The following is an 18517-nucleotide window of genomic DNA, read 5'->3' as shown; positions in this document are numbered from 1 at the left end:
ATTGTTTGCGCAGTTATGTTGCTGTATTTTCGCTATTGTTTCAATGCTTGATGGATATTTTCTGCCAAAGATCGGCTGATACCCGGAACTTTGGCGATTTCTTCAACACTGGCACGTTTGAGTTCTTGTAATCCACCCATAAACTGCAACAGCGCCTGACGTCGTTTCGGTCCGATTCCTTCAATACCTTCCAGAGCACTGGTTCGCCGAGTTTTACCACGCTTATTACGGTGACCACTAATCGCATGGTTATGACTTTCGTCGCGGATGTGTTGAATTAAATGCAATGCCGGCGCATCATTCGCCAGATGAAATTCATCGCCTTCAACAGTCAGCAAGGTTTCCAGCCCGGGTTTACGGGTCACACCTTTGGCGATGCCCATCAATAAAGGCCGCTTTGGCCAATCATCCCAGTAGCGCGATACAATCTGATGTGCACGAGATAGCTGACCTTTACCCCCATCAATGAAGATAATATCCGGAATTTTATCGACGTCGATCTGCTTTGAATAACGACGTTCGAGAACCTGCCCCATCGCGGCATAATCATCTCCACCAGTAATACCGGTGATATTATAACGACGATATTCCTGCTTAACCGGACCGTCCTGATTAAACACGACACAGGATGCGATGGTGCTTTCCCCCATCGTATGGGAGATATCAAAACATTCCATCCGTTGAATCTGCTCCATCTCTAATTCATCCTGAAGTGCTTTGACCCGTTGTAAAATCGTCATACGATGATTCTGACGAGTGGTAATCGCAGTCTGGGCATTGGTATTCGCCAACTTCAGGTATCGCCCGCGCACGCCGGATGGTTCGACAAAAAACTGTACTTTTCGCCCGGCCATCTCCGTCAATAGTGCCTGAAAAACTTGAATATCCTCCAGCAATCCCCGATTCACAATCACTTTAGTCGGCAGTGTTCGCGACTCGTTATGAGAGAGATAATACTGTTTGAGGAAGCTTTCAAACACTTCTTCGTGCGTGGTATTGCCAGGAATTTTAGGGAAAAAGCTTCGGCTGCCGAGAATTTTCCCCTGCCGAATCATTAATACATGAATACATGCTAGGCCATTTTCCTGCGAGAATCCCAGCACATCAATATCGTCCAAGCTATCGGCCGACACGAATTGCTGCTCCTGAATGCGGCGAATCGCCTGAATCTGATCGCGGTATTTCGCTGCATCTTCAAAACGTAACGCCTCACTGGCAGCGGTCATTCTGTCCACCAGCATTGCAACAACCTGTTGATCTTTACCACGTAAAAACAAACGCAAGTCATCGACCAACTCTTGATAGGACTGATCCGAAATCAAATCCGAAACACACGGACCGGCACAACGACCAATCTGATACATCAGACAAGGACGAGTCCGATGACCATAGACCGAATCTTCACATTGTCGAACAGGGAATATTTTCTGAATTAAATGCAGCGTTTCACGAACGGCACCGGCATCAGGATAAGGGCCGAAATACTCTCCCTTTCTCTTTTTTGCCCCACGGTATACCGACACTCTCGGATGCTTGTGAGCACTGACAAAAATATAAGGATAAGACTTATCATCACGCAATAGTACATTGTACTTAGGCATGTATTGCTTGATGTAATTGTGCTCCAGAATGAGCGCTTCAGTTTCGGTATGCGTCACCGTCACATCTATTCTGGCAATATGACTGACTAACGCTTTAGTCTTTTCGTTATCCAACGTCTTACGAAAGTAACTGGATAACCGTTTTTTAAGATCTTTCGCTTTACCAACATAAATCACCTCAGCCTCGGCATTATACATCCGATAAACACCAGGCTGATTGGTTACAGTTGCTAAAAAAGAAGAAGGGTCAAATGCTTGAGTCACTACAACGTCTCAGTATCCAGCATTCCATGTCGTATCGCTAAATGGGTTAACTCGACATCACCGTTGATATCCAGCTTGGCAAACAGGCGATAGCGATAACTGTTAACGGTTTTCGGACTTAAATTCAGCTGTTCTGAGATGTCAGTGACTTTCTGCCCTTTGGTGATCATCATCATGATCTGCAATTCACGTTCCGATAAATCGGCAAACGGATTTTCAGACGCAGGTGAAAACTGACTGAGTGCCATTTGCTGCGCAATTTCAGGTGATATATAGCGTTGACCACTATGGACAACACGAATGGCGTTCACCATTTCATCCGGTCCTGCACCTTTGGACAAATACCCAGCCGCACCGGCCTGCATCACTTTGGTCGGAAATGGATTTTCCGTATGTATCGTCAGTACAATGATACGAATATCCGGATTATAACGCAGTATCTTTTTCGTTGCTTCAAGACCGCCGATTCCCGGCATATTCATGTCCATTAAAACAACATCAACATGGTTATTACGACACCATTTTACCGCTTGTTCACCGCTATCAGCTTCCCCTGCTACGCTCATGCCACGGACGTCTTCAATAATACGTCGAATCCCTGTGCGAACCAGCTCATGATCATCTACAAGGAATACGCTAATCAAACTTGCATCTCCACAATCAATTGGCTCAGCACCCAATTGGTTCAACACGATCAGGCAGGCACAACTGTGCCTCACCCAAAACCTTCACTATTCCCTGACTATGAGCCCAAACAATCGCTTTGGCAAGCACTTCTTTGTCTCTCGGCACGTTAATCTAAGCGACCTCAAAATCTTGTCTCTGTGACAGCTAATCTGGCTCAAAAAATAAGCAAAAACCAGTTGATAATAAGGAGCTTACAGCATGACACGTGTACGAAATAAACATCATCATCAGTGAACATTCAAAAAAAAACGCCTTGAACAGGTCACTTTATCAGCTCCCCTCCTGGCGCATCAATCCAATTTACAAATTTTCAGGAAATATCATTCTTATCTGACGAGTCACCGCTAACTACAGATCTCGCATCAATGCTTCATAAACTTCATTGGCTTCTTCAATCAAATGATTAAGCTCTTTAGCATCGTTATCAGACAACATCACCTGCCAAGGCGAAGATGAATGATGATTCCCAGTCAGTTTGGTTTTTTGACCCGTCTTCTCAAAATGGACATCATCAAATGCGGAATGGTAACACGCTTGACATGAGTTCAACTCAATGTCGATATGACCAACAGGATTGACCTTCACATGAGCGTGATCTTTGCTTCCGCGATGAACTAATAAGTAATCTCTGTGTATAGTGATCATAAGATCCTCCAGACATGCTGATATCAGACATCCTTATTTAGTGTAGAATACGCACCAAATTTTACCGATAAAACGATAATGAAGATTGATCTGGATTAGATTAATTGATGAAATTATTGTGACTATAAATAACAAAATGAGTAGCCAAGCTTGACGCTCCGGAAAGGTTTTCTTTTAACCCGCCATGCCCGGGATATAAACGGCACAACACAGATAGAACTTTGGGCAGCAACGCCTGAGGGGCCAACTCAAATCTTAATCCATCACGAGAAACCTGTCTGTTTCATCCCGACCACGAAATCCAAATATATGGCCCAGAAATTAACTCAGATGGGTATCACCGCTGAATTAAAATCACTGCCACTCAAAAGTTTTGATCATGAGCCGCTGGCTGCTTGTTATACCCGCACACTACAAGAAGCAGCCCATATCCACGAACTCTGTCGTCAGGAAACAATTGAAGTGCTTGAAAGTGATATCAAACTGGCTGAGCGCTATTTGATGGAACGCTTTATCCGAGGAAGTTTTGAATTCACCGGTCAAATAACCAAGCATGGTCATATCACGACCGTTCAAGATGCCAAGTGCCGTCATGGTGACTTTTTACCCACACTCAATGTTGTTTCTCTGGATCTCGAATGTTCGGAAAAAGGACATTTGTACTCGATTGGACTTGATAGTGAAATGGATTCCCGGGTGATCATGATTGGTGAGCCACAAACAGATGAAACTTCATCTGCGGCGTGTTGCTCTCCCGCCGTTCAATCTGATGACATCCCGGTGATTCAATGGGTTGAAAATGAGCGAGCACTGCTATTGGCGATGGTGCACTGGTTTCACACCTATGATCCGGACATCATTATCGGCTGGAACGTGATTGATTTCGATTTCCGTCTATTGCATCGCCGGGCAGAAAAACATCACCTGAAACTAATGCTGGGGCGAAACCACCAAAGTAGTTATTTCAGAACGTCTAACCAATCTCAACAAGGATTTGTCACGATTCCCGGACGTGTTGTTCTCGATGGTATCGATACGTTAAAAACGGCAACCTATCAATTCCCCTCCTGGTCACTGGAATCCGTATCGCGGACCTTGCTCAACGAGGGAAAAGCTATCCATCAAGTCGATGATCGGATGGAAGAAATCAACACCATGTTTCGCCATGATAAAGTCCGTCTGGCAGTTTACAACCTCAAAGACTGTCAGTTAGTGAACCGCATTTTTGCCAAGACCCACCTCCTCGATTTTGTCATCCAACGCTCACGCCTCACCGGTATCGAGCTGGATCGAATCGGTGGTTCAGTGGCTTCCTTCACGAACCTTTATCTGCCGCAACTTCATCGGGCTGGTTATGTCGCTCCCAACCTGAGTGCCGACCACTGGCAGGCCAGTCCGGGCGGCTATGTGATGGACTCACTCCCCAATCTCTATGACTCAGTGCTCGTACTCGATTTTAAAAGCCTTTACCCTTCCATCATTCGCTCTTTCTTGATTGATCCATTGGGGCTGATAGAAGGGCTGAAACTCGACGTCGGTGCTGAAGCGCATCAGGCTGTGCCCGGATTTCGTGGCGGGCAATTTCACCGTACCCGACATTTTCTGCCACAGATGATCGAAACGCTGTGGGCTGCCAGAGATGAAGCGAAAAAAAACCAGGAAAAAGCCTTCTCTCAAGCCATCAAGATCATCATGAACTCATTTTACGGTGTTCTGGGCTCTGCGGGTTGTCGGTTTTTCGATACACGGCTGGCATCCAGCATTACCATGCGCGGCCATGAAATCATGAAGCAGACCAAAGTACTGATTGAAGCGCAAGGCCATCAGGTGATTTATGGTGACACTGACTCTACATTTGTAGCGTTAGGCAAAGCCTATGCGCAGCATGATGCCGACCGCATCGGTCAACAACTCGTTGCTTCGGTAAATCAGTGGTGGAAAACCCATTTATGGGAAAACTATCGGCTGAATAGCTTTCTTGAAATCGAATATGAGACCCATTACATCAAATTTCTGATGCCAACGATCCGCGGTGCCGATACCGGCTCCAAAAAACGTTATGCGGGATTAATTCAGACAGATGATGGAGAACAGCTGATTTTTAAAGGGCTGGAGAGTGCCAGAACCGACTGGACTGGACTCGCCAAACGTTTTCAGCAGCAACTGTACCTGCGCGTATTTCACGGAGAGAATCCCTGTGACTATATTCGCGAACTGGTGGCCGAAACCCTTGCCGGTCAATACGACCAAGAGCTGATCTATCGTAAACGGCTGCGTCGCAAACTCCATGAATATCAGAAAAACATCCCACCGCAAGTACGTGCGGCCCGGATGGCAGACGACATCAATCAACAGCGGGGAAAACCGTTACAATACCAAAACAAAGGCGTCATCGAATACGTCATCACCTTAAATGGTCCGGAACCCGTCGCCTATCAGTCCAGTCAACTGGATTACCAGCACTATATTGATAAGCAACTCCGCCCCGTCGCGGATGCAATTCTACCGTTTATCGGCTATCGGTTTGATGATTTGACCCGACCTCAATTAGGACTGTTCTAAGCGGCATTTATTTAAAAAGGCATTTGGTTAAAACAACATTGAGTTAAAACAACATTGAACCTTGGCAACTCATCCGCCAATGTAGAATCGTCAACCAATGCGGAATTCGGTTTTCTGATACTGCTTGACCAACCACTGTCCATAGTCGTCCAGCAGGCCAATGACGGAACGTTTTGGGATAGCGCGCTGTGTTTTCAGTAATATCCCCAATCGTTCAATATCGGTTTGTCGCTCAGGATGGTAGTGAAGAAACTGCTCTCCGCAACTCACGGGATCATCAATCCACTGTTTATCGCGATACATCACCAGAGAATAGCTCGCGCGAAGTAATTTCTTAGCAATACTCTGCTGGGCTTTCACCTGCTCGTCCGGGTTATTTGATTTCGCGATCTTATCTCGGTAATAACTCACCCAATCCGCAATATCCATATTCCAGAACTTGGCAATTTCCCAGCTCGGCTCATAATGACCGAAACATTCGGCTAAATCCGGGCCATAGACACAGACAGAACAATGGCGCAGCAGAAACCCCCATGAAAAAAGGCTATCGAGAGAGGCCACCTCTTCAACCAATGCCGTTTCAATCGACACATCGGTGACAAACGGATAGTCCTTTTTAAAACGCCAGCGTAGTGTATTGAAAATCGTGGTTTTCTGATCCTCAAAATGTCGATGCGTCACGACGATAACATCGATATTTGAACGCCCCGGACAAGCAGTTTTTCGAGCAACACTGCCGTAAACATAGACACTGTGCAAATTATCTTTCAGGCCAGCCTTTAAGTAAGCAATAAGCGAGCTGACAACGGGTTGATACTGCGACTGAAAAGGAATGTTCGGATTAATCACTGGTAATTGCATAACCGGAATATGTCATCATAAAAACTCAAAAATACAGCTAAAAAGCTTCGCTATCATACACGAATCATTACGCGAAAAGATATTGTTGTAAAAGATATTATCAAAGAGAGTGCCCATGTTTTTCTGATGTCTGATTCCTCCTCCCCTTGAAACTCAATCTGTCTGAAGGTCTCACAGAGACACGTTTATCCCAAAAGAAGAGAACAAGAGATGATCAACGCACTTGAGTCAGTATATAATCGGCTTTTCTCAAATCAATCCATGTAAGGAAAAGCAATGCCGAAGGCAAGTGAAATTAAAAAAGGCTTTGTCATCGATACCAATGGCAAAATGCTGCTGGTGAAAGATATTGAAATTACAACACCCGGTGGTCGTGGCGGCGCAAAAATCTATAAGTTCCGCTGCACTGATTTAACGACGGGAACACGGGTCGATGAACGCTTTAAATCCGATGATGTTCTTGAAACCGTTGATATGACCAAACGCCCCATCAGTTTCTCGTATATCGATGGTGATGAATATATCTTCATGGATACCGAAGATTTTACCCAATACACATTCAAACAAGATGACATTGCTGACGAGCTACTCTTCATCAATGAAGAGACGCAAGGGCTGTATGTTGTGCTCGTCAATCAGCAAGTTGTTGCCTTAGATCTGCCGTCATCCGTTGAGTTGGTGATAGAAGAGACGGATCCTTCAATCAAAGGGGCGTCAGCCTCGGCAAGAACCAAACCAGCCCACTTCGCAACTGGCTTAGTGGTTCAGGTGCCGGAATATATCGCCACAGGCGATCGTGTTGTTATCAACACCACCGAACGTAAATTCATGAACCGAGCATAGCGCAAATGAATGAACTCATTTCTTACGATGATGCCATCGATACAGCCTATGATATCTTTCTCGAAATGGCGCCGGATAATCTCGAACCAGCCGATATCATTCTGTTCACGGCACAATTTGATGATCGCGGTGCTGCCGAGTTGGTTGATGTTAAAGATGACTGGAGCAACCAAGTTGGTTTCGAGGTCGATAAAGAAACCTACGCTGAAGTTAATATTGGCCTCGTCAACGAAGAGAATGACACTTTAGATGATGTTTTCGCCCGCATGTTGATTAGTCGGGATCCGGAACATAAGTTTTGTCATATTTTCTGGAAAAGAGACTAAGCAACAGCCGCTAAACAAGACATCAAACCACAGTTTCCAATTCGGAGGCTGTGGTTTATTGGTGTCACGCATGTCATTTTGATTATGCTGTCCCAGTGATATTCACAGCATGGCACTTATCGTCTCCCCCCTGACATGCGCCGATTTTCTTCCTTGATACGACACATGATGCAATTAATCTTTTATCAGAAAACTTATGCCTATCATGCATCATTTAAAAATTGATAATTAAATCAAAGAAATTGACAAAATATTGACACCCATAACCTGACCAACTAAACTACCCGCGGATATATTCTCGTGGTCTATATTTATTTTTTATCTGGATAGACCATCTTTTTGCTAAAAATCGTATATAATTCCTGTCAGTTTTGACTGCTTACTATTAAATATGTTCCTAAATCCTTATTTCTCAAGCAATAACCATCAATTTCAGTTCACGCGTCAGCAAGCAAGTCATTTTGCTAAAAAAGTTGCCGGTGATTTCAATCCTATTCATGACGAGGATAACAAACGTTTTTGTGTGCCCGGTGACTTACTTTTTGCGGTACTGTTGAAAAAAGCTGGGATTAGCCAGAATATGAAATTTAAATTTTCTGGTATGGTCGGTGACCAAACACCATTGCATATTGAAAATATGGCAGGCAAAGAGAGTGCCGTCGTTGACGAAAACGGCAAGGAATACTTGCATATGAACCGCGATGGTGAAGTGAGCCACGACGATGCCTTCATCGAACATTTCGTAACCAGTTATGCTCGTTTCTCTGGCATGAACTTTCCTCACCTGCTTGTCCCTCTGATGAAAGATAAAAATGTGATGATTAACTGTGACCGTCCATTGATCATGTATGAAAGTATGGAAGCCCAATTCACACATCTGAATCTGACACACCCGACAGTCGAACTCAGTCATACCACATTCGATGTCGATGGAAAGCGCGGTCTCGTGACGCTGCATTTTAATTTTATCAATGAAAATCAAATCGTCGGACAGGGAACTAAACGCCTCGTCGCCAGCGGATTACGCCCATACGACGACAACGCCATTGATAATCTGGTTGCTCGGTTTCATGAACTCAAAAATGCATTTCAAGCGCGGATAGCAGGCCAGGCAGCCTAAAGACCACCCCACCAGCCAGTCGAAACACCTGATAAAGACATAAAAAAACCGCTGTGTTCCACAGCGGTTTTTACTCTTCTGATACATGGTTCAACAATATCACATCACAACCAGCGCCGAACCTGCCGCTGATATGCTTGATAGGATTCCCCAAAGCGCGACGCTAATATCCGCTCTTCAGGCATAATCTGAAAATACGTCATATACATCACGAATCCGATGATACAAATCAGCCCGGTGAAACTTCCCAACCAATACACATCTGCGATCAAAATCAGTACCAGCCCCAGATACATCGGATTACGGGAAAATCGAAAAACACCGTGTTTGACTACCGTTGCGGCCAACTCAGGATTCACCGGATTGACCGTTGTTTTAGCCCGGTAAAACGTGAATAAGGCTGATAACCCCAGCCAACCAGACAATACGATACACCCGATAACGACTCCCCAGCGAAACGGTAATTCAACCGCGTTACCCGGCAGCCACCAATTGCCCAAATGAATCATTATCAGCGCGATCACAAATATAATCACGGGTGGCACTTTTAATGCTAAACGATAGTTCACAGTTCACCTCGACACTGTCCTTCACATCACTTTCAACACCGTGTCTCAGAGCATGAATTACCCTCTGAGACAGACCGGAAAAAGGCGGCTCATTACTGGAGATGCACGAGTAGCGCCTGAAGCGGATGTTTGGGGTTCATCTGCTCAAACCGCTTCACCTGACTCCGGCATGAGTACCCCGTAGCCAGACAACGTTCCGCCGGCAGTTGCTCAAAATTCGGTTTCCAACTTAACCCATAGATATCTTTTGACATCTCGAATTTATCCGCTTCATGACCGAAAGTCCCAGCCATTCCACAACAGCCGACAGCAACAGGCTCAAGTTTGGCACCAAAATGGCTAAAAATCGTCCCCCATTCTTTCTCACTATTTGGCAGCATTGTTTTTTCAGTACAGTGCGAAAACAGATACCAAGGGGAAGAAGCTGAGGCCTGAGATGACTCGATATGGAATTCAGATAAACGTGGTACCATCCATTCATGAACGTTCAAGACCTGAAATGTTCCTCGTTGCTCACCCAAAATTTCCTGATATTCATCGCGATAACACAGCACTGTTGCCGGATCGACACCAACCATCGGAATCCCCAGTTCAGCGACCTCACGGAGAAATGCTGCCGTTGAATTGGCTGTCGCCGTAAACTGTTTGAGAAATCCCTTTACATGTTGTGCTTTACCATTCGGCTTGAATGGTAACAGGACCGGATGTTTACCTAGCCGGATCACCAGCTCAATAAAGTCATCAACCACATCAGCATCATAATAGCTGGTAAACGGGTCTTGAACGATAATGACATAGTCCTGACGCAGTGACTCAGGGATCTGCGCCAACCCTTCAAAATGATAAGGTACCAATGCTTTACGACGAACCCGTTTGGCAAGCGTCGGCACCGTCAGTAAAGGCGCATCGATGTAACCTATCATCGAACGGGTGAAACTTTGCACCCAGTTCTGAGATATAACCCCATTCACCACCGTCGGAACCTTGGCCATCAGCGGTATCATGGTTTCAATATTGGCAACCAGATAATCTTTGGCCGGTCGCGGATAACGGGTATGGTAAAGATTTAGAAACCGCGCCCGAAAACTCGGCACATCCACTTTAATCGGGCATTGACTGGCGCAGGCTTTACAGGCTAGGCATCCACTCATTGCTTCATAGACTTCATGAGAAAAATCACCGTTTTGCTCTTGATGCCAAGCATGACGAATCCGCTCAATCAGCGTTTTCACCGATAGCGTCGAATTCAAAGTTTGCTTTTCCAAATCGAGAATATCAACGCCTTGCTCTGTTAGCTGACGCAACCATTCACGAACTAACCCCGCTCGCCCTTTCGGAGACTGGCGTCGGTCTGCGGTCACTTTCATTGAGGGGCACATTGGAGAGCTGGTTTCGTAATTAAAGCAGAGACCGTTCCCGTTACACTCCATTGCCTGTTTGAAACTATCACGAACCTGAATGTCAATTTGACGGTCAAAATACCCCCGTTTGACATCCGAGACTTTCACCAGTTGATGGTCACTATCCAGTGGTGTACAGATTTTCCCCGGATTCATTTGATTATGCGGGTCAAAAGCAGCTTTAACCCGCCGAAGTTCCTGAAAGAGTTCTTCACCGAAGAATTCTGGACCATACTCAGAACGGTAACCTTTCCCGTGCTCTCCCCACATCAAACCGCCGTATTTGGCGACCAGTTTAACGACTTCATCCGAAATACGATGCATCATCGCTTCTTGTTGCGGATCACACATATCCAGAGCAGGACGAACATGCAATACACCTGCATCGACATGACCAAACATCCCGTAAGCGAGTGATTTCGAATCAAGCAGAGCACGAAATTCCGCAATAAAATCAGCTAAATTTTCTGGTGGAACACACGTATCCTCAGTAAACGCAACCGGTTTAGCCCGCCCTTTCGTTGCACCAAGCAAACCGACGGCCTTCTTCCTCATATTGTAAATACGATTGATACTGGCTAAATCCTGACATACCTGATAACCAATAATGCCAGCCTCTTCATTGACCAGCATTTGATCCAGTTTGTCAGTCAACGCCTGGACCTGAGACTCGATTTCAGCCAGATTCTGTCCTGCGTATTCAACGATATTAATCCCCTGCATCTCTTTGCCGGGAACGTCAGACAATAAATCATTGACGCTGTGCCAAACAATATCCAGCTTGGCCAGATTCAACACTGTCGAATCGACCGTTTCAACAGACAAAGCCTGCGCTTCAACCATGAACGGCGCATTTCTGAGTGCTGACTCGAAACTGTTATATTTGACATTGACCAGTATCCGCGTCTTTGGAATCGGTGTTAAATTCAGCTTGGCTTCAGTAATAAATGCCAACGACCCTTCAGCCCCACACAAAATGCGGGTCAAATCAAAGGTATCATCACTTTCATCGAGCGCATTTTTCAGATCATACCCCGTCAAAAAACGATTCAAGGGGGGAAATTTGTCCAGAATCTGAGCCCGTTTGTTCCGACAAACAGATTCTGAGACGGCCAGCGCTTCAGCGGCATAAGTCTCTTGCTGTGGTAATCCAGCCGACAGATCGGTTTCCAGTATTGAGCCGTCGGCAAATACTGCTTGTAACGACAGGACATGGTCCGAGGTTTTGCCATACTTTAACGACCCTTGTCCCGAAGCATCGGTATTGATCATGCCGCCGAGCGTAGCCCTGTTACTGGTAGAAAGATCCGGGGAAAAGAAATAACCATAAGGTCTGACCGCATCATTGAGCTGATCTTTAATTACCCCAGCCTGTACACGGACCCACCCTTCTTCCGGATTAATTTCCAGAATGTTGTTCATATGACGAGATAAATCGACGACTATTCCTTTGGTCAACGATTGTCCGTTAGTCCCTGTTCCACCGCCTCGCGCTGAAAAAGTCACTGTTTTATAAACCGATTGAGCACTTATTTTCCCAATCAGAGCAACATCTTTTGTTGTTTTGGGATGAATGACTGCTTGCGGTAACTGCTGATAGACACTATTGTCTGTAGAAACTGCAAGACGGCTTGAATAGTGCGTTTCGATATCACCGGAAAATTCATGAGATTTAAGGTCTTGTAAAAATTGAAATATGACGGGATCGATATCGGATTGATGGTGAAGTCTTGGTAACATTTGCTTCCTATCCGTGCGACGCTGACTTCAATGCAGCGATGGGTTAATACTTTTTGTTCTTGATCTTTGAGATAGCTCACTTTACAACATTTAAAGAGGCTATTAAAACAGAATCTAGGTTCAAGAATAGGAAAAGGCATAATGTGATGCCTTGTTGTTGAAATATTTTGATGGACAATCATATGAAAAAAAGTCAAGTAGTCACCACAGAAGATATTCTGCTGATGTTGTGCCAGTCTGTTTCTAAGGTGCTGACGACAGCAACCGCTTCGCAGATTCATTATTCTGCTATGGTGCAGAAAATTAATAAAACCGCACTCAAACCTGATTTTGGCTGTTTTGTGCTTTTCGATGGTGGTTTTACCGGATTGGTTGTCATTAACTTCAATGCTAAAGCTGCATTGGAAATTTATAGCAATTACATGCGTAATATGGGGATGCCGGAAGAAGAACTGGCAGTACTGCACACATCGGACGAAGTCGGTGATGTATTAGGTGAACTCATGAACCAACTCGTTGGTGACTTCACCAACAAAGTTCGCAAAGAGCTACAGACTAACATTACTCAAAACCAACCGAAAATGCTGTCTCTGAACAAGCAGGTGTTGCTTTCTGTGGATACCAATCTTGATCGCCCACAAGCCCGTCGAGTCACTTTCTCTACCGAAAAAAACAACATTTTCTATCTTGAACTCGCGATGGACAAAACCGAATTCATTCAGTTAGAAGAGTTTGAGATTTCTGAAGATGAAAACCCAGACGACATTCTCGAATCCGCATGGCAACAATCAGCACAAGCGTCATCCTCTCAATCATCTGATAGCAAGACAAAAAGTAACAAAGATGATCAGCAGGATAGCGCTAACGCGGCTGATTTACTCGATCAACTCGGCTTATAAATAATCAGCCTTTGATATAATCCGGATAAAGTCACTCTTTATTCGGATCTTCATCGACATCTCCAACCGTTGCCTATGATGCTGACATTCGCAGTTCGGTGACCAAACCTTTAACCGTTAGACCCCTTGTCAGTTGCGACTGACGACTCTCTTTTCATTCTTCCCATTTTCGGTCAGAAAAGTTAGAATGATCGACTTTGCTGTACATCTCAACTCCCTATATTTCAGGTCAATGAATAAAGAAAAAGCCCTTAAAAAAATAGCCAAATGCTTGGAACTTGGTAATTCCGCGAATGTGAATGAGGCGGCAAGTGCCATCAAAATGGCGCATAGCCTGATGTTAAAATATGGTCTGCATAAAGATGATATTGAATTCATCAAGATGGGAAAAACCCAGTCTTCTCACCTGCTACCAACCCAAATCAGCAGTCACCTGCTCCGCATTATCCGAGGTATCAACACCAAGTTTGGTGTAGAGGCCGTTTTATTGAATCATAAAGGTCTGAAAAGAGCCGAGTTTATCGGTGAAGCGGATCGCGCTATTTTTGCCGCTTTTGCTTTTGATGTCATTTATCGTGAAATGAACGAGCAAACGGGTCAGTTCCGTAATAGTTTTGCAGGTAGTGGCACGTCAACACAAGAAGTGTCGCGCAGAGTGAACTCTTTTGTCTCCGGTTGGATCGAAGGTGCTCTGGAAAAGTTGCCTGATATCACCCCCGACCAAGATTCCGCAGATAAAATCAATAGCTACATTGATCGGGAATTTGAAAACATTGACCGAGAAACATTCAAGAAACAGCTCAAAGAAGCGATGAAAAATTTGACTAAAGATTACGAAACCGGATTGAAAAAAGGACGTAAAATTTCTGTCAATAGACCGATTGATGGTGCACAAGCACCAAAATTATTGAAATAATTCATCCGAATTATTGTCTACAATGTGATAGATAATCGTGATTCATGACATGAGAATAACAATCAGGGAGTATCTCAGTGAAACGAACCATCATTATGCTTTCTCTGCTGTCGCTACTGGCCGGATGCGAAGCAACGCAAAGACAAAATGCAACAACGGGTGAAAACGAAACCAATTCAACCACCAAAGGCGCACTGATTGGTGCAATTTCCGGGATTGCCGTTGGTCTCGCCTCGGGTGATAACGCCAGAGAACGGCGCCAGCGAGCACTTATTGGCGCTGCCGGAGGTGCGGCGATTGGCGGCGGTGTCGGCTACTACTTTGACAAGCAAGAAGCAGCGTTACGCCGTTCTCTGGTCAATTCCGGTGTACAGGTTGAACGCGTCGGAGAGCATCAACTTCGTTTACGCATGAAAAACGGCATCGGTTTTAATACCAACGATTTCCATCTCAATACTTCGATTCACAATACCTTAAATGGTGTGGCTAAAATTTTAGTGGAATATCCCGAAACCAGTTTAGTCATTGAAGGCCATACCGACAGCACGGGTAGTGATCGTACAAATCAGGTCTTATCAGAAAAACGGGCAGAATCAGTACGCCAGTATCTGGTCTCACAAGGCGTAGCTCCCGGCCGAGCGATCGCCCGAGGGATTGGCGAACGCCACCCACTGTGTAGCAATAGTACACCGCAGGGACGGCAGTGTAACCGACGGGTTGAAATACAGATCCTACCACTGAAATAAACTGACAAATATTCCGGTTCAGCGGTGATGCTGAATCTGGAATATCAACCCTAGGGGTCAGGAGTGCGATTGAGATTATTACTGATATGTTTGTTGCTGACTCTCGCATCTGCACATGCAGCCGACATCAATACCCTACGCCAACAAGCCATCTTGCGTGACAGCAACGCACAGTATCAACTTGCCTTGCATTATCAACAAGGGCAAGGTGTCAAAGCCGACCTCAAACAATCTTTTTACTGGATGGAACAAGCCGCCGAAAATGGCCATAAGCAGGCACAATTGCAAGTCGCAAATGCTTATCTGAATGGCAGTGCCGGAGCCACTGCGGATAAAACACAAGCCATCTATTGGCTGACTCGCTTAGCCACCCAAGGCGACACAACAGCACAATTCAAGCTGGGTCAACTCTATGAACAAGTGACTGACCTGTCGGGTGAAACTCAGGCACTCATCTGGTATCGGATTGCAGGGATGTCGAATCCAACAGCAGAGCAACGTTACAGCCAGTTACTCGAACAACAGTTCAATCACCGTAGAATGAAAGAGATTTCGCAAAGAAAAGCACTCGAGGATGCGCAAGCGCCCGAGGCCGCAACATCGCCAACCGATTCTAACAAGACTCAAACCGATGCAGCCCAATTCACGCTGCCTCAGATTATCTCCGGTGTGATTGTCGCCATACTGATGCTGGCAGTGACATTACTGGGGGGAGTTTATCTCCGCCTCAAAAAACAACTCAGAGCAGCAGAGTCAGCTTACCCCGAGGTTCAACCACCACCGTCAGAGCCGGTACAGGTTCAGTCCGGCACCCACATGCAACAGCAAAAGATCAAGCAGCAGGAACAAACGATTCGCAAACAAAAACAACAGATGACCATGCTGTTTCAAGAGCTTAAGCGCATACAACAGACACAGCCAGCACAACCCCCCGCTCACCTGAAGAACCTCGATTTAGCTTGTGCTTTATTTGGCTTCTCAGCCACGGAAATACCAGATATCAAACAGATCAAACTACGGTATAAGCAGCTGAGCAAGATTTATCACCCGGATATGAAGGGCAGTGATGAAGAGATGAAGCGGTTAAATCAAGCATTAAAATCACTATTAGCACATCAGCAGAACACCTCTACGCAATAATGCTCGAAATGATGACGGTGCGGTGATCGTTGTCAGCCTCGGTCAAGCGGCTTATCACGACGACGCGGTAACTCGATATACTTTACTTTCCCACGATAATCACTCGTCACTCAAATCCGAATCTCCTACCGCCACTCAGTTGAGTTGTAAGATACCTGAGACCCTGTTTTATCTCTCGCGTTCGTCTGTCATCACGGCAAACAGGCGAGCTTTGTGGCTGTATTGCCTCAGCAACAGTTCGCATTCAAGACTAGGAAATGTCCATTAATGGGATCTTGATAACAGAAAAGTACAAATTTACATCAATTCTGACTTGATCAGTGATTTAATATAAAATACTGTATATATGAACAGCATGTATAAGGAAACAGTATTATGCGTTTGTTGAATGATTTGATGTACTCATCTGGATCGCACCATTATGCCGGTCGTCGCACGTTCCGGAATGCAACCCGACACGACGCAATGGAAAGCTATCTGTATGATCGTTTAGCACAGCTCTCTCAACTACAACAGTGGATTCTGATCACATCGGAATCCCACCGACCGGATCTACGCTCACTTGATTCATACAAGATTCCGGGGCACCAAGTTGTGCAATTAAGACCTTCAAAAACGATGGATGAGTATCATGTGATTCGGAAAGCCATCCTATCTGGCAATGCCTGTGCCATCGTGGCTTCACAACGACTCACCGAACAAGCGCAGAAAAAACTCATACAGCTGGGCCAACAATACCACTGTGAGGTGTTCTTCGTGACGGATCCAAGCCGCCACTACCATTAATGACACCCACTCATTCCGACAACAAAAAACACAGCACCGCAAATGAACACTGCAATCACCATTTTCATCCCCTCTACACGAGGGGACTTTTTTAGAGCAATGATTGGTTGAAAATATCCACCCTTAAAGCAAACGTTTGCTTTTTCTCTGGCAGTGAAAAATAGTTCTGGTATGATGCGCTCAGAAATCGGATATCCCGTGATGTTTTTCACTCTGTGTCTGGTCAACGGGTATCTGTCAGTTGAACCGATTACTTTTTAGATAGGAATGTCTGAATGAGCCTCGCCGATCAAATTCTCGCCGTCAATGACGACCTCCCCATTCGCACCAGCAAACCCGTTCACAGTGGAAAAGTTCGTTCTGTTTACTGGTTAACTGAAGAAGACAGCCGTCGCCTGATTGAACAAAAAGGCTACAACGTCGCAGCAGATGCACCGCTGGCCATCATGGTAATCAGTGACCGTATCTCTGCTTTTGACTGCATCTGGCACGCAGAAGGTGGTGTCGCTGGCGTTCCGGGAAAGGGTGCAGCACTCAACGCGATTTCCAATCACTGGTTCGAACTATTCCGCCAGCAAGGTCTGGCAGACAGCCATATACTTGATATCCCCCACCCGTTTGTCTGGATTGTTCAGAAAGCCACACCAATAAAAATTGAAGCCATCTGCCGCAGCTATATCACGGGTTCAATGTGGCGGGCCTACGAGAAAGGTGAGCGCGAATTCTGCGGTATCCAACTTCCCGAAGGATTAGAAAAAGATAAGCAACTGCCTGAACTTCTGCTTACACCATCAACAAAAGGGATTCTCAAAGGGATTCCCGGAGTACCGGAGGCCGATGACGTCAATATCAGCCGACAAAATATCGAAGCCAATTACGCTGCGTTTAACTTCCGTCAGCCAGAAGATATCGATTTGTACGAGAAGTTATTAAAAGAAGGCTTTGATGTAATCAGTCAGGCGCTCGCTGATATTGATCAGATCTTCGTCGATACCAAATTTGAATTTGGTTATGTCACTGATGCCCAAGGGCAAGATAAACTCATTTATATGGATGAAGTCGGTACACCGGATTCATCCAGAATCTGGGATGCGCAGCAATATGCTGCCGGCCATATCGTTGAAAATTCAAAAGAAGGCTTCCGTCAGTTTTTACTCAGCTACTTCCCTGACCCAGATATCCTGCTGAATAAAACACGAATGCCTGAGCGGGAAGCGCTTGCCAGAGACAATGCTTTACCATTGAAAGCATTACAGGACGTTTCCGAAACTTATACGAGTATTGCTGAAAAGATTACAGGACAACCCATCCATCTGAGTGACAATCCAAAACAAGAAATCATTGAGATACTTGACCGGGAATATGGCCTGATTCAGCATGTATAATACTTCGATAGTCGCACTGGTATAGGT

The 18517-nt window shown here is 45.4% G+C and carries 16 protein-coding genes; 10 read left to right on the top strand and 6 right to left on the bottom strand.

What is annotated here, in order from left to right; translation table 11 throughout:
* Positions 1-32: 32 nt before the first annotated feature.
* The 3 genes from uvrC to BSQ33_RS00155 all read right to left on the bottom strand — a co-directional run bounded on the left by uvrC (position 33) and on the right by BSQ33_RS00155 (position 3197).
* Complete coding sequence (gene uvrC / locus BSQ33_RS00165) at positions 33-1865, bottom strand: excinuclease ABC subunit UvrC (RefSeq protein WP_088132844.1); 1833 nt, start codon at positions 1863-1865, stop codon at positions 33-35.
* Positions 1865-2509 carry a UvrY/SirA/GacA family response regulator transcription factor gene (gene uvrY, locus BSQ33_RS00160; protein ID WP_027694205.1) on the bottom strand — a complete coding sequence of 215 codons (645 nt, stop codon included), beginning with the start codon at positions 2507-2509 and terminating at the stop codon, positions 1865-1867. Before uvrY ends, uvrC begins: the two co-directional genes overlap by 1 nt.
* A gap of 391 nt (positions 2510-2900) precedes the next feature.
* Positions 2901-3197: a hypothetical protein gene (locus tag BSQ33_RS00155; RefSeq protein WP_021020450.1), complete on the bottom strand. Its 297-nt coding sequence runs from the start codon at positions 3195-3197 to the stop codon at positions 2901-2903.
* A 150-nt stretch (positions 3198-3347) separates the two neighbouring features.
* On the opposite strand from BSQ33_RS00155, the gene BSQ33_RS00150 reads away from it, so the two are divergent.
* Positions 3348-5759 carry a DNA polymerase II gene (locus tag BSQ33_RS00150; protein ID WP_088132843.1) on the top strand — a complete coding sequence of 804 codons (2412 nt, stop codon included), beginning with the start codon at positions 3348-3350 and terminating at the stop codon, positions 5757-5759.
* A 90-nt stretch (positions 5760-5849) separates the two neighbouring features.
* Here the strand turns inward: BSQ33_RS00150 and BSQ33_RS00145 are convergent, their stop codons facing one another.
* Positions 5850-6620: a nucleotidyltransferase domain-containing protein gene (locus BSQ33_RS00145; protein WP_088132842.1), complete on the bottom strand. Its 771-nt coding sequence runs from the start codon at positions 6618-6620 to the stop codon at positions 5850-5852.
* A 276-nt stretch (positions 6621-6896) separates the two neighbouring features.
* Between BSQ33_RS00145 and yeiP the strand changes: the two genes are divergently transcribed.
* The 3 genes from yeiP (at position 6897) to BSQ33_RS00130 (ending at position 8909) form a co-directional block, all read left to right on the top strand.
* On the top strand, positions 6897-7463 hold the full coding sequence (gene yeiP / locus BSQ33_RS00140; protein ID WP_021020453.1) for an elongation factor P-like protein YeiP: 567 nt from the start codon (positions 6897-6899) through the stop codon (positions 7461-7463).
* A 5-nt stretch (positions 7464-7468) separates the two neighbouring features.
* Positions 7469-7789 (top strand): HI1450 family dsDNA-mimic protein, encoded by a 321-nt coding sequence (locus BSQ33_RS00135; protein ID WP_021020454.1) that lies wholly within the window; start codon positions 7469-7471, stop codon positions 7787-7789.
* Positions 7790-8180: 391 nt separating this feature from the next.
* Entirely contained in the window at positions 8181-8909 is a 729-nt protein-coding gene (locus BSQ33_RS00130) for a DUF3581 domain-containing protein (RefSeq protein WP_021020455.1), read from the top strand.
* A gap of 104 nt (positions 8910-9013) precedes the next feature.
* On the opposite strand, the gene BSQ33_RS00125 is transcribed toward BSQ33_RS00130, so the two are convergent.
* Together BSQ33_RS00125 and BSQ33_RS00120 are read right to left on the bottom strand one after the other, a co-directional pair.
* Positions 9014-9478, bottom strand: a complete 465-nt coding sequence (locus BSQ33_RS00125; protein WP_021020456.1) for a methyltransferase family protein — start codon at positions 9476-9478, stop codon at positions 9014-9016.
* A gap of 92 nt (positions 9479-9570) precedes the next feature.
* On the bottom strand, positions 9571-12618 hold the full coding sequence (locus BSQ33_RS00120; protein WP_088132841.1) for an FAD-binding and (Fe-S)-binding domain-containing protein: 3048 nt from the start codon (positions 12616-12618) through the stop codon (positions 9571-9573).
* Between the two features lie 182 nt (positions 12619-12800).
* On the opposite strand from BSQ33_RS00120, the gene BSQ33_RS00115 reads away from it, so the two are divergent.
* The 6 genes from BSQ33_RS00115 to BSQ33_RS00085 all read left to right on the top strand — a co-directional run bounded on the left by BSQ33_RS00115 (position 12801) and on the right by BSQ33_RS00085 (position 18490).
* A complete protein-coding gene (locus BSQ33_RS00115) occupies positions 12801-13517 on the top strand; it encodes a DUF3334 family protein (protein WP_027694207.1) in 717 nt (238 codons plus the stop codon).
* A gap of 232 nt (positions 13518-13749) precedes the next feature.
* Positions 13750-14433, top strand: coding sequence for a DUF2786 domain-containing protein (locus BSQ33_RS00110; protein ID WP_021020459.1), 684 nt, complete (start codon positions 13750-13752; stop codon positions 14431-14433).
* A 95-nt stretch (positions 14434-14528) separates the two neighbouring features.
* Positions 14529-15179 (top strand): OmpA family protein, encoded by a 651-nt coding sequence (locus BSQ33_RS00105; protein WP_088134494.1) that lies wholly within the window; start codon positions 14529-14531, stop codon positions 15177-15179.
* Between the two features lie 69 nt (positions 15180-15248).
* The gene (locus tag BSQ33_RS00100; protein WP_198298118.1) at positions 15249-16319 is read left to right on the top strand and encodes a J domain-containing protein; all 1071 of its coding nucleotides are present in this window, start codon (positions 15249-15251) and stop codon (positions 16317-16319) included.
* 375 nt (positions 16320-16694) lie between these two features.
* On the top strand, positions 16695-17105 hold the full coding sequence (locus tag BSQ33_RS00095; RefSeq protein WP_088132839.1) for a hypothetical protein: 411 nt from the start codon (positions 16695-16697) through the stop codon (positions 17103-17105).
* A gap of 275 nt (positions 17106-17380) precedes the next feature.
* Positions 17381-18490 (top strand): phosphoribosylaminoimidazolesuccinocarboxamide synthase, encoded by a 1110-nt coding sequence (locus tag BSQ33_RS00085; RefSeq protein WP_021020463.1) that lies wholly within the window; start codon positions 17381-17383, stop codon positions 18488-18490.
* Positions 18491-18517 lie beyond the last annotated feature (27 nt).

The sequence above is a fragment of the Vibrio gazogenes genome, assembly GCF_002196515.1.
In the GTDB taxonomy this organism is placed as follows: Bacteria; Pseudomonadota; Gammaproteobacteria; order Enterobacterales; family Vibrionaceae; genus Vibrio; species Vibrio gazogenes_A.
The sequence above is the reverse complement of the archived record's forward strand: the minus strand, read 5'-3'. Positions and strand labels throughout refer to the sequence as shown.